The 12,111-nt window shown below is 60.2% G+C and carries 13 protein-coding genes and 1 pseudogene; 5 read left to right on the top strand and 9 right to left on the bottom strand.

The window, feature by feature from the left end; translation table 11 throughout:
• Positions 1-204: 204 nt before the first annotated feature.
• The 5 genes from V6R85_RS08140 to V6R85_RS08160 are packed head-to-tail and all read right to left on the bottom strand — an operon-like array spanning position 205 to position 4,760.
• Entirely contained in the window at positions 205-999 is a 795-nt protein-coding gene (locus tag V6R85_RS08140) for an ABC transporter ATP-binding protein (RefSeq protein ID WP_112958708.1), read from the bottom strand.
• Positions 996-1,439 carry an NUDIX hydrolase gene (locus V6R85_RS08145; protein ID WP_162695495.1) on the bottom strand — a complete coding sequence of 148 codons (444 nt, stop codon included), beginning with the start codon at positions 1,437-1,439 and terminating at the stop codon, positions 996-998. The genes V6R85_RS08140 and V6R85_RS08145 overlap by 4 nt, the downstream gene beginning before the upstream one ends.
• Complete coding sequence (gene hydA, locus V6R85_RS08150; protein WP_060726797.1) at positions 1,436-2,893, bottom strand: dihydropyrimidinase; 1,458 nt, start codon at positions 2,891-2,893, stop codon at positions 1,436-1,438. Before hydA ends, V6R85_RS08145 begins: the two co-directional genes overlap by 4 nt.
• Positions 2,890-3,516, bottom strand: a complete 627-nt coding sequence (locus V6R85_RS08155) for an endonuclease domain-containing protein (RefSeq protein ID WP_245364689.1) — start codon at positions 3,514-3,516, stop codon at positions 2,890-2,892. Before V6R85_RS08155 ends, hydA begins: the two co-directional genes overlap by 4 nt.
• Positions 3,513-4,760 (bottom strand): Zn-dependent hydrolase, encoded by a 1,248-nt coding sequence (locus tag V6R85_RS08160; protein ID WP_060725231.1) that lies wholly within the window; start codon positions 4,758-4,760, stop codon positions 3,513-3,515. Before V6R85_RS08160 ends, V6R85_RS08155 begins: the two co-directional genes overlap by 4 nt.
• Positions 4,761-5,021: 261 nt before the next feature.
• On the opposite strand from V6R85_RS08160, the gene rutR reads away from it, so the two are divergent.
• From rutR to V6R85_RS08175, 3 genes and pseudogenes are all read left to right on the top strand, one after another.
• Positions 5,022-5,663, top strand: coding sequence for an HTH-type transcriptional regulator RutR (rutR, locus tag V6R85_RS08165; protein ID WP_003509395.1), 642 nt, complete (start codon positions 5,022-5,024; stop codon positions 5,661-5,663).
• A 254-nt stretch (positions 5,664-5,917) separates the two neighbouring features.
• Positions 5,918-6,241 (top strand): annotated as a pseudogene (locus tag V6R85_RS08170) (DUF2325 domain-containing protein); the annotation flags it as partial.
• Complete coding sequence (locus tag V6R85_RS08175; protein WP_111834101.1) at positions 6,222-6,509, top strand: hypothetical protein; 288 nt, start codon at positions 6,222-6,224, stop codon at positions 6,507-6,509. The pseudogene V6R85_RS08170 and the gene V6R85_RS08175, both read left to right, overlap by 20 nt.
• A gap of 9 nt (positions 6,510-6,518) precedes the next feature.
• Here V6R85_RS08175 and V6R85_RS08180 read toward each other — a convergent pair whose 3' ends face one another.
• The 3 genes from V6R85_RS08180 to uppO form a co-directional block, all read right to left on the bottom strand.
• The gene (locus tag V6R85_RS08180; RefSeq protein WP_060725228.1) at positions 6,519-6,914 is read right to left on the bottom strand and encodes a DUF423 domain-containing protein; all 396 of its coding nucleotides are present in this window, start codon (positions 6,912-6,914) and stop codon (positions 6,519-6,521) included.
• The gene (locus tag V6R85_RS08185) at positions 6,911-7,312 is read right to left on the bottom strand and encodes a globin domain-containing protein (protein ID WP_060725227.1); all 402 of its coding nucleotides are present in this window, start codon (positions 7,310-7,312) and stop codon (positions 6,911-6,913) included. The genes V6R85_RS08180 and V6R85_RS08185 overlap by 4 nt, the downstream gene beginning before the upstream one ends.
• 133 nt (positions 7,313-7,445) lie before the next feature.
• Complete coding sequence (gene uppO, locus V6R85_RS08190) at positions 7,446-8,861, bottom strand: polysaccharide biosynthesis phosphomannomutase UppO (RefSeq protein ID WP_174054492.1); 1,416 nt, start codon at positions 8,859-8,861, stop codon at positions 7,446-7,448.
• A 260-nt stretch (positions 8,862-9,121) separates the two neighbouring features.
• Between uppO and uppM the strand changes: the two genes are divergently transcribed.
• Positions 9,122-10,744 carry a polysaccharide biosynthesis protein UppM gene (gene uppM, locus V6R85_RS08195; protein ID WP_162695499.1) on the top strand — a complete coding sequence of 541 codons (1,623 nt, stop codon included), beginning with the start codon at positions 9,122-9,124 and terminating at the stop codon, positions 10,742-10,744.
• 23 nt (positions 10,745-10,767) lie between these two features.
• Here uppM and V6R85_RS08200 read toward each other — a convergent pair whose 3' ends face one another.
• Positions 10,768-10,977, bottom strand: coding sequence for a hypothetical protein (locus tag V6R85_RS08200; RefSeq protein ID WP_003509414.1), 210 nt, complete (start codon positions 10,975-10,977; stop codon positions 10,768-10,770).
• A gap of 245 nt (positions 10,978-11,222) precedes the next feature.
• Here V6R85_RS08200 and uppL point away from each other — a divergent pair, with 245 nt between their 5' ends.
• Positions 11,223-12,023 carry a polysaccharide biosynthesis UDP-hexose transferase UppL gene (gene uppL / locus V6R85_RS08205; protein ID WP_111834154.1) on the top strand — a complete coding sequence of 267 codons (801 nt, stop codon included), beginning with the start codon at positions 11,223-11,225 and terminating at the stop codon, positions 12,021-12,023.
• The last annotated feature ends 88 nt before the right edge of the window (positions 12,024-12,111 follow it).

A 12,111-nucleotide genomic window follows, 5' to 3' on the forward strand; every position in this document is an offset into this window, starting at 1 on the left:
TGGGATTTACGCTTACTCCGTGGGTGCGGCTTACCCCCCTCTGCCCTGCCGGGCATCTCCCCCTCAAGGGGGGAGATCGACTCGCGGTTGGGTCTCAACCATCTCAATGTTTGCGAATGAAGCGGTGATCGCGCCTCCTGCCGATCTCCCCCCTTGAGGGGGAGATGCCCGGCAGGGCAGAGGGGGGTAATGCTGGCGCTGACCTCACCCCTCATAGCCATGCCCCGCCTTCAACCCTTCACGCACGCGGTGCGCAATCGCCAGAAACTCCGGCGTCTCCCTGATCTCCAGCGGCCTTTCCCGCGGCAGGGTGGATTCGATCACGTCAGTCACTCTCCCCGGCCGAGGCGACATGACGACGATTTTCGTCGAGAGATAGACCGCTTCGGGAATGGAGTGGGTGACGAAACAGATGGTCTTGCCGGTCCTGTCCCACAGCTTCAGCAGCTGTTCGTTCAGGTGATCGCGGACGATCTCATCCAGCGCCCCGAAAGGCTCGTCCATCAGCAGCAGGTCGGCATCGAAGGCGAGCGCGCGGGCGATGGAGGCGCGCTGCTGCATGCCGCCCGAGAGCTGCCAGGGGTATTTCTTGCCGAAACCGCTGAGGTTGACGAGATCGAGCGTGCGGTCGATGCGCTCGCGCTGTTCCGCCTTGCTGTAACCCATGATTTCAAGCGGCAGGGCGATGTTTTTTTCGATGCTGCGCCAGGGATAAAGCGCGGCGGCCTGAAAGACATAGCCATAGGAGCGGTCCTTGCGGGCGTTTTCCGGTGTCGTGCCGTTGACGGTGATTTCTCCTGACGTGTGTTTTTCAAGATCGGCGATGACCCGCAGGAAAGTGGTCTTGCCGCAGCCGGAAGGGCCGATGAAGGAGACGAAATCGCCCTTTCCCACATCCAGATCGACATCGGACAATGCATGGACCGGGCCATCCCCCGTTTCGAAGGTGAGGCCCAGTTTTCTGGCGGAAACGACGGAATAGGGAGAGGCCTGGTTCATCTTGGCTGATTGTCGCTTTCCGTGAGCGCCGCGCGCGCCAGCGGCAGCATTTGGGTTTCCGTAAGCCTGGCGATCGTCACGCCGGGGTGGCGGTCGAGATCGAGCCAGCGCACTTCCTCTATCTCCGCCTGTGGCGTGACATCGGTATAGAGCCTTGCGATGAAGGTATGGGCGACGACATCGGCGCCGGTTTCATTGGCGGCTTCCTCGCGAAAGACGCCCTCGTAACGCACGGCATTTTCGGGAAGCATCAGGCCGATTTCCTCGGCAAGTTCGCGGTGAAGCGCCTGTTCCGGCGTTTCGCCAGGATCGATCTTGCCGCCCGGCTGCATGAACTGCGTGGTGCCGCGCTTGCGCACGACAAGCATCTGCCGCCGCTCGTTGAGGAGAACGGCTGCGGCGATGACGATTTCGCGTTTCGGCTCAGTGTTCACGGTCATACACCCGATGCCGGAATGCCTGCGCGTTCCACCTTGCGCGGCGAAACGAGTTCCTTCCAGGTGGAAAGCGCCCGGCTGACGGCTGGATAAGCGTCGCGGGCAATGAACTGGCCGTGGCCCGGCTGTGTTTCGATGGTGGCCTCCTCGATGCTGACGAGGCCGCGCGACAGGGTGTAGCGCGGCAGGCCTTTGACCTTCCGCCCTTCGAATACGTTGTAATCGATGGCCGATTGCTGGCTTGCCGCGCTGATGGTCTTTTCCAGCTGCGGATCCCAGACGACTATATCCGCATCGCTGCCGACGAGGATAGCGCCCTTTTTCGGATAGATGTTGAGGATCTTGGCGATGTTGGTGGAGGTGACGGCGACGAATTCGTTCATCGTCAGGCGGCCGGTGGTTACGCCATGGGTCCAGAGCAGCGGCATGCGATCTTCCAGCCCGCCGGTGCCGTTCGGTATCTTGCGGAAATCGCCGAGGCCGAAGCGTTTCTGCTCGGTGGTGAAGGCGCAATGGTCGGTCGCCACGCATTGCAGCGAACCGGAAGCAAGACCCGCCCAGAGGCTGTCCTGATGCTGCCGGTTGCGGAAGGGCGGCGACATCACGCGGCGGGCGGCGTGATCCCAGTCGGGGTTGGCATATTCGCTTTCATCGAGGATCAGATGCTGGATCAGCGGTTCGCCATAGACCCGCATGCCGTTCTGGCGGGCGCGGCGGATCGCTTCATGCGCCTGCTCACAGGATGTGTGGACGACATAAAGCGGCGCACCGGCCATATCGGCAATGATGATGGCGCGGTTGGTGGCCTCGCCCTCCACCGAGGGCGGGCGGGAATAGGCATGCGCCTCCGGTCCGACATTGCCTTCCGCCATCAGCTTTTCCTGCATCTGTGCGACGATATCGCCGTTCTCCGCATGCACGAAAGGAATGGCGCCAAGCTCGGCGCAGCGCGAGAACGAGGCGAACATCTCGTCGTCATTCACCATCAGCGCGCCTTTATAGGCCATGAAGTGTTTGAAGGAGTTTATGCCCTTTTCCCGGACCACCGTCTTCATTTCGTCGAAGACCTGTTCGCCCCACCAGGTGACGGCCATGTGGAAGGAGTAATCGCAATTGGCGCGGGTCGCCTTGTTGTCCCATCGCGCCAGCGCGTCCAGAAGCGACTGGCCGGGCTCGGGCAGGCAGAAATCCACCACCATGGTTGTGCCGCCGGCAAGGGCCGCCCGCGTGCCGCTCTCGAAATCATCGGCGGAATAGGTGCCCATGAAGGGCATTTCCAGATGCACATGCGGATCGATGCCGCCGGGCATGACGTAACATCCCGTGGCATCGAGCACCGTGCCGCCGGTCAGATCGGGCCCGATCTCGGTGATCCTGCCGCCTTCGATCTTCACATCGGCCTTGTAGGTGAGGTCGGCGGTGACGATGATGCCGTTCTTGATGATGGTGGCGGTCATTGGTGGATGTTCCCGGTAACGAGGACTGGCGAATAACGGTCGGGATGATCGGGCAGGAAAGTCTCGGCGTTCAGGACGGCCAGGATGGTATTGAGCATAGAGGAACGCTCTTCAAAAACCTCATGGTTCCAGAACCGCAGCACCGAATAGCCCTGTTTATTCAGCCATAGCGTCCGCTGCCGATCATGTGTGGAAGAGGCGTGTTGCGATCCGTCCAGCTCGACGATCAGCATTTTCTCGCGGCAGACGAAATCCGCGATGTAATGGCCAAGAGGAACTTGCCGGCTGAATTTGAAGCCGTTGAGTCCTCGATTTTTCAGTTCGTACCAGAGGCGGTATTCCGCATCGGTTTCCTCGCGGCGGAGTTTACGGGCTTGCGGGGTTTTGCCGGAATGGCGTTTCGATGCTTTTTTGCCGGTGTGATCGGCCATGATGCTTGCCCCCTCATCCGACCCTTCGGGCCACCTTCTCCCCGGCGGGGAGAAGAAATGGGAGACACCGTTGCAGGTTTTTATGACGTCGGTGGTGGTGGCGAAAACATTGCCGCGCGTTTCTTCTCCCCGCCGGGGAGAAGGTGGCCCGAAGGGCCGGATGAGGGGGCTTGCCATCGTGGGTACGATCATTGCACGATCTCCGCAGTCTCCAGCACCGCATGCAGCAGCACATCGCAGCCGGCGGCTGCCCATTCCGGTGAAATTTCCTCGGCCTCATTGTGGGAAAGCCCGTCCACGCAGGGGCAGAAGATCATGGTGGAGGGGGCGACCCTTGCCGTCCAGCAGGCATCGTGGCCGGCGCCGGAGATGATATCCATGTGGCTGTAGCCCAGTCTTTCGGCGGCGGCGCGCACGCGGCCGACCAGAACGGCGTCGAAAGTGACGGGATCGAAATGGCCGATGGCTTCGATCGAGCAGCCGACGCCGAGTTCTTCGGCGATTGCGGGCACCTCGCGTTCGAAGATGGCGCGCATGCTGTCGAGTTTCGCCTGTGAGGGCGTTCTGAGGTCGATGGTGAAGACCACCTTGCCGGGCAGCACGTTGCGGGAATTGGGCGTGAAGATCATCTGGCCGACGCCGGCGACAGCGCCCGGCTGGTGGGCCATCGCCACTTCCTGCACCTTTTCGAGGATGCGGGCGGCAGCTAGGCCGGCATTGACGCGCATCGCCATCGGCGTCGAGCCGGTATGCGCCTCCTTGCCGGTCAACGTAACTTCCAGCCACCACAGGCCCTGACCATGGGTGACGACACCGATCTGTTTGCCTTCCGCTTCGAGGATAGGCCCCTGTTCAATATGATATTCGAAATAGGCGTGCATCCTGCGTGCGCCCACCTCTTCTTCGCCCAGCCAGCCGATGCGTTTCAGTTCGTTGCCATAGGTCTTGCCGTCGGTATCGGTGCGGCTATAGGCGTAATCGAGATCGTGAATGCCGGCAAAGACGCCGGAGGCCAGCATGGCGGGCGCGAAGCGCGCGCCTTCCTCATTGGACCAGTTGGTGACGACGATCGGGTGTTTGGTCTTGATGTTCAGATCGTTCAGGCTGCGCACCACTTCCAGCCCGGCCAGCACGCCGAGCACGCCGTCGAACTTGCCGCCGGTCGGCTGGGTGTCGAGATGGCTGCCGATATAGACCGGCAAAGCCTCCGGGTCCTCACCGGGGCGCGTGGCGAACATGGTTCCCATGCGGTCGACGCCCATCGTCAGGCCCGCCGCCTCGCACCAGCGCTGGAACAGGCGGCGGCCTTCCGCATCCTCATCCGTCAGCGTGCGGCGATTATTGCCGCCGGCGATGCCGGGGCCGATTTTCGCCATGTCCATCAGACTGTCCCACAGACGGTCGCCATTGACCGTCAAGTTTTTACCCGCCGTCATGCAGTGTCGTCCTCACCTGTTTTGTTTTTTATCGAAGCAAAGCTTGTGCCGTTCCCTTTTTTGCCGGTTAAGATAACAGCCATTGCCTTGTGATGGCGATGGGGGATAAATTGACCGGCTGGTAAACATTGCAAATTCGCCATGGCGTCAGCAAGGGATTTTCGTGACGAATCGCACTAATTTTGCCTAAACTGTACGCGGCGATTATTTTTTAATCATACTGTAGCGGCAATTGCATTGAAAAGAAACAGAGAGCTGAGAATGGCCATACCGCGAGCAGCGAAAACACAGAAGCGGACCCGCATTCAGGAAGAAAAGCAGGAAGCGATTCTTGAAGCCGCGCTCAGTGTTTTTTCCACGAACGGGTTTCGCGGCTCCACCATCGACCAGATTGCCGAGGCCGCCGGCATGTCGAAACCGAACGTGCTTTATTATTTCCGCACCAAGGAGGCGATGCATCGCGCGCTGATCGAGCGGGTGCTGGATACATGGCTTGACCCGCTCAGGGCTTTCGACGCCAAGGGCAATCCCGAAAGCGAGATCCGCTCCTATATTCGCCGCAAACTGGAAATGTCGCGCGATTTTCCGCGTGAGAGCCGCCTGTTCGCCAATGAGATCCTGCAGGGCGCGCCGCATATTGAGGACGAGCTGAAAGGACCGCTGAAACAACTGGTGGATGAGAAGGCCGAGGTCATCCGCGCCTGGGTGAAGGCCGGACGGATGGCCAAATGTGATCCCTACCACCTGATTTTCTCGATCTGGTCGACCACCCAGCATTATGCGGATTTCGACGTGCAGGTGCGGGCGGTGCTGGGTGACAAGAATGGTGGCGAAGGCCGTTTCGAAGATGCGGCCCGGCATCTGGAGCAGCTTTTCATGGGCGGATTGCGGATAAACGGCTGAACGGGACCGTTCTCGCGAATATGTGATCGATTCTTTATGTCAAAACATGAGGAAAATTATCACCTTTATACTTTACTCCAAAACTCATCTTTATTATGGTGCCGGCATCCCGAACGTCCGGGGCATTGAAAAATCAACCGGCAGGTGAGGGAATGGCACGCAAGGAAAAGAAGAAGGCCGAACGCGGCGGCAAGCAGGGCAAGGGCGCGCCACAGACCGAAAAGGACGTGGCCGAACAGCAGCTTTCCGGGCCGAAAAGCTTTCTTTATGTCGGCGGCCGTGACTGTCAGGTTGCGCATCTTCGCCAGATCGCCAGCAATTTCGGTGCGGAACTCATTCATCATGATGGCGGCCTGCGCGAGGCCGTCTCCCGCATCGATACCGTCCTTCCCTCCGTCGACTGCGTTTTCTGCCCGATCGACTGTATCAGCCACGATGCGTGTCTGCGGGTGAAGTCGGGTTGCAAGAAATTCGGCAAGACGTTCATTCCGCTGCGCAATGGCAGCAAATCCAGTCTGGAGCGGGCGCTGCAGACGATGAATGAACGGACCTCCAGCGATGAGCGACGAGCGCAGTAATTTCCACGATGAAGATCCCGCGGTAGCAGAAGCCTGCCGTGTGGAACTGCACAAGATGGCCGAGCAGGCCGGCGACCCCGTCCTGACGGACATCTATGAAATCGTCGGTGAACGGGAGAGACGCAACCGCGTTGCCAGAAGCGGCGGCAATGTTGTGATTTTTCCCCATCTGCTTACCCGCCAGCCGGGTGAAACACCGGCTTTCGAAATAGGCGCGGCGGCTGAAGAGGGCCGCAATATTCTATCGTTTCGCTGGAAGCGGCGTTAGGGCTGAAAGCTAGCCCTTCGGCTTCAGAAACGCTCCCGCGCAGAGTACCAGCCACCCGACGATCATGCCGAGGCCGCCCGTTGGTGCAGCGTAGGGAAACAGGCTGTGGCCGGAAAAATGCCTGACAACGAGATCGCCGACAAAGATCGCCGTGCCGAGGCCGAGGATCAGGCCCGCCGGAATGGCGGTTCTGATGCGACCCGCACCGATATGCAGCGCCACCAGAACCGGCGCATGGGCCAGCGCCATCGCCGAGGCATTGCCGAGCATATAGGTTTCGCCGGTATGGGTGGCTGCGGCTGCAAGCATGACCCCGGCCGCGCCCAGCAGGCCGCCCAGCAACAGAATGAAGGCCCGCAATCTTTCACGGGGAACGCTTGCGATGGTCGCGCTCTGCGTGGTCATTGGCTGTCTGCCTCCTGGTTCTGCATGTGAAAGGCCAGCCGTTCCACCGGCGTCCAGATGATCTCGCGCAGCTTCACGTTCTCGATGGTTTCGTCCATGGCGCGGCGGAAGCAGAGCAACCATTCATCCCGCTCGGCGGGGCCGATGGGGGCGACGAAATGGCGTCGCCGCAACATCGGATGGCCGTGTTTCTCGACATAGACGGGCGGTCCGCCAAGATATCCCGTCAGATAATCGTAGAACTTCGCCTCGCTGCCGGAGAGATCGGCAGGGTGGATGGCGCGGCAGCGCGCTGCCTCCGGCAGGGTATCCATCAATTCGTAGAAGCGCCGGGTGAGCGCCCTGACGGTCGCATCGCCACCGATCGCTTCATAAAGGGTAATGGTCTCGCCGCTCATAATCCGCCTCTTGTGGCCCTCCGGTCCTTATCGCTCCGCAGAGCCGGAAGAGCAACAGGGCACTGGCGGGGTGCGACATTTGCGACAGGTCAAAGAGGACAGATGCCGGGCAAGCCCGGCATCATGCAAAACATCATCCGAAATTACGGATGAGATCGAGCCCCTTGTTCAGAAGCGTTTCGGCCTCATCCTGATTGGCGGCCTCGACGTAGCAGCGCATTTCCGGAGCATTTCCGGAAGGGCGGAAGTGGATGGTGCTGCCGTCGGTGAGCGCCACGCGCAGGCCGTCAATGTCGCTCAGCGCTTTGACGGAGCCGACCGGGGCGAGGAAGGCGTCGAGATTGGTCCGCGAGGCGCGCAGATGCGTCATCAGGGCGGCGCTTTTTTCCTGGGCGAAATTTTCAAGACGGTCGGCGGCGGCCACCGGCAGATTATAGGCGGCGGCGATCTGCGACAGCGGCTTTTTCTGTTCGGCCGAGAGAAGCAGCACGGCGAGGATCGGCAGGAAGCTGTCCCGCGTCGGTAATGGTGAAAGCGGCCTGCCGTTGAGTGTGAAGGCCGAGGCCGTCAGCAGGCCGCCATTGGCTTCAAAACCCATGACGCCGTTCCTGCCGGCGGCGAGCGCCTCAGTCATGCCGGCGATGACGAAAGGCGAGCCGACTTTGGTGCGGATGACCTCGAAGGAGCCGCTTGCCTCGATGCCCGAATTGGAGGTCACGGGGGTGACGACCACGCCGGCATCGAGGAAATTGGCGGTGATCAGGCCGATGAGGTCGCCGCGCAGCGGCACGCCGTTTTCATCGGTCAGCAGCGGGCGGTCGCCGTCGCCGTCTGCGGAAACGATGGCGTCGAGACCGTGCTCCGGCGACCATTTTTTGAGAAGCGCCAGCGTTTCCGGCGAAACCGCTTCGGTATCGACGGGGATGAAGGTTTCGGAGCGGCCGAGCGGAACGACATCCGCACCATAGTGGGCAAGCACATCGACAAAGAGATCGCGCGCCACGGTACTGTGTTGATAAACGCCGATCTTGAGGCCGGCGAGCACTTTTTCAGGCAGCAGCGCGATGTTGCGCTCGTAGAATAGTTCGGCTGCGATGGCGGAATGGTCCTCCGCCGTCGCCGCCTCGGCGCTTACGCCCTCCGCCTCGATTTCAGCAGCGAGAGCGGCAATCGCCGTCTCGTCCTGCTTGTCGATTTCGCCGTCCGGGCGGTAGAACTTGATGCCGTTGCGGTCGGCCGGGATATGCGAGCCTGTTATCATCAGCGCTGCCGCCTTCAGCGAAAGACCATAAAGCGCCAGCGCTGGTGTCGGCACCGCACCGCAATCGAACGGGGTCAGGCCGGCTTTTTTCAGCGCAGCGATGCAGGTGGCGGAAACATCCGGGCTCGAATCGCGGAAATCGCGGCCGACGAGAATGGGATCACCCGCCTTTGCCTGACCCGATGTGAGAAGGTGCCTTGCAAATGCCGTGGCATAGACGGCCGAGGCTTTTCCTTTCAGATCGACAGAGAGGCCGCGAAGGCCGCTCGTTCCAAATTTCAGGCTCATGCCAAACTCCGTTTCGATAAAATCTTTTGAGGGTCAAATGGATAATGCAAAAATATAACGGTTGAAAGAACCGTATCGATCCATTCAAGTCAATCATCCCTTTCATGGCGGCCGCGAATAGGCGATGATGGTGCAAACAAATGCGGGTAACCTAAAATTCACCCGTCATATTTAAACTTGTCTGTCGATAGCGGCTCTGGCGACGATGAGAACCATGTGTTGCCGGCCTTTTTTGTGGTTCGTTCGAGTTGGATTGGCTGATGTACAGGCTTCAAAAGGCGGGACATAAGCAGGCACGTCCGCTCGATGAAAAAACGGCGCCCGCCGCGAAACCCCATGGTTCCCTGCTGGACGATCTGGTGGATGAGGACGAGGTTTTCGAGCGCACGGTGCTGAAGGAGCATCTTGAGCCGAAACCGGCGGCGACTGCTGCCGAGCCGGCTCCGGCCGAGACGCCGGTGAAGACGACTTCGCCGAGCGGCAGTCTGGCGGCTGCGCTGCCCGGTCTGAAATATATCGACAGGATCGGTGTGGATGACGTCATCCTCTGGCTTCGCAAAGGCATCATCTGGGTCGTGCTGGCGATCATTCTCTGCGTCGCCGGCGCACTTACCTACGCCTATATGACGCCGCCGCGCTACAAGGCCTATACGGATATCGTCGTTAATCCCTCCAATCTGAATGTCGTCAATGACGGGGTGTTTTCACCCAACCAGCAGCGCGACACGCAGATCCTCGAGGTGGAAAGCAAGCTGCGCACCATCACCTCACGCAACGTGCTGGCGCGGGTGGTGGACGAGTTGAAGCTCGATCAGGACCGTGAATTCATAACGCCACCACTGCTTGCCCGGTTGAAGGCGATGTTCTCTTCCGCGCCTGACGATGGCGACAACCGGGTCGGTGCGCTTCGCTCGCTTGGCGACAGGGTGGCGGCGGAACGCGATCCGCGTTCCTTTGTCGTGACGCTTTCGGTCTGGACCAATGATGCGGAAAAATCCGTGACGGTTTCCAAGGCCATCGTGAAGGCCTTCGAAAGCGAGTTGTTCCAGACGACCTCGGATAGCAGCCAGCGCGTCGTCGACGATCTCAAGAAGCGGCTCGAGGAAATGCGCGAGAATGTCACCATCGCCGAAAAGCGCGTGGCCGATTTCCGTCGCGAGAACGGCCTGCAGGAAAATAATGGCCAGCTCGTCAGCAATCTCGCATCCGGCGAGCTGAATGCGCAGGTGCTTGCGACCCAGCAGCGCCTCATTCAGGAAGAATCGCGTCTCAAGCAGATGGAGGCGGCGATTGCCCAGAACCGCACCCAGAGCGACGCCATCTTCGACAGCCAGACCATGAACACCATCCGCGCCCAATATAGTACCCTGCAGCAGCAGATCGGCGCGATGACGCTGACCTATGGCGCCCGCCATCCGCGTCTTGCAACCGCGGGTGCGGAGCGGGCGATGCTGGAACGCGGCATGGCGGACGAGGCGCGGCGCATCCTGCAGGCGGCCAAGATCAATGTCGCCGAAGCGCGCTCCTCGCTGGATGCGCTGAGGCTGAAGGCCGTGGCGGAACGCGCCAATGTCTTTACCGACAATGACGCCCAGGTGCGGCTGCGTGATCTTGATCGCGACGCCCGCTCGGCGGCGGCGATCTACGAGACCTATCTGACCCGCTCGCGCCAGCTGGCCGAACAGCAGTCGATCGATTCCACCAATGTGCGGGTGATTTCGCAGCCGGTCGCACCCAATTCCAGAAGCTGGCCGCCCGGCAAGCTGACCTTCCTGATTGCCGGTGGCGTCGGGGGCCTGTTCCTCGGTCTCGGAATTGCCGTGGCTCTCGGCCTCTGGGGTTATCTGCGCCGGGACGATCATGCGGAAGCCGTGGCGCGTTAAGCCGTAAGGCGGCTCGTGCCGAGTTATTCTTCCGAGATAAGACCGTCATAAACTTCGAGCAGGGCGGCGGCGATGGCAGCACCCAGCGCATTGCCGGCATCGCGAATGCCGGCCTCGTCACCGTCGCGAACCGAAATCGCAAGATCGGAGGCCTCGTTGGCCACGATTTCTTTTGCCCGTTCTATCGCCCAGAGGCCGAAATCGCCGCGATTGTCGATCGAGATTGTTTCCATGGCCGGAGCCCTTCCGTGGTTTGATTTCCGCGTCCCTTAACCCATCGGCTGGAAAACCGGAATAGGCAGAAAATGTGGCGCACAACCTTCAGGCGTGTAAAATGCCTGCGGCATACGGGGATTTATAAAAATATTAATGATAGTTCTTCGTAGTGTTTGAAGCCTTATACCCTATGCATAAGCGTGAATATAACAATGAAACGATGCCTATATTGGACACCGGACAGATCATGACAGGGAGAGAGATGCCGGATGCGGAGGGGACTGGTCAGGTCTGGCCGGTTATTCCGCTTGCGGCGTTACCCATCACTGACGCGACCATCGATGAAACGGCGCGGGATTTCATCCTGCGTGCGACGACGGCGCGCGCCGCCGGTGCAAGACCGTTTTATTCGACGTCGGCAAACGGCCAGGTCATTGCGCTCTGCCATCACGATCGGGAATTCGACGCCATGCTGCGGCAGGCGGACCAGATCCACGCCGATGGCATGTCGCTGGTGATCTTCTCCCGCAAATTCTGCCCCAGGGCATTGAGGGAACGAGTCGCGACGACTGATCTCGTCCATGCGGTGGCGAAGCGCGCCGAAGAGACGGGCAGCCGGTTTTATTTCCTCGGCGGCTCCGAAGAGGTGAACCGTGCGGCGGTCGAGGAAATGCAGAGACTTTATCCGCGCCTCGTCTTTTCCGGGCGGCGCAACGGCTATTTCAGCCGGGCCGAGGAAGAGGCGATCCTCGCCGATATCGCCGCATCCGGGACAGATATTCTCTGGGTTGGTTTCGGCATACCGCTGGAGCAGCGTTTCGTTTCGCGCAATCTGGACAGGCTTTCCGGCATCGCTGTCATCAAGACCTGCGGCGGCCTTTTCGATTTTCTCGCCGGCAAGAACAGCCGGGCGCCGCAATGGATGCAGGATATGGGGCTGGAATGGCTCTACCGGGCGATGCTTGAGCCGAAGCGTCTTGGAAAACGTTACCTGCTGACCAATCCGATCGCCATATATTCGCTGCTGAAGTACCGCTTCGGGGCGTCGGGGCAAAATCGCTAGAGCATTGCGCCTCTCCCGCCCGATAATTTGAGATTTCTCTAACATATTGAATCGATGCGCTTCGCCGCCGAAACCCGTTGCAACTGCG

The sequence above is a fragment of the Agrobacterium sp. CCNWLW32 genome, assembly GCF_037083425.1.
In the GTDB taxonomy this organism is placed as follows: domain Bacteria; phylum Pseudomonadota; class Alphaproteobacteria; order Rhizobiales; family Rhizobiaceae; genus Agrobacterium; species Agrobacterium radiobacter.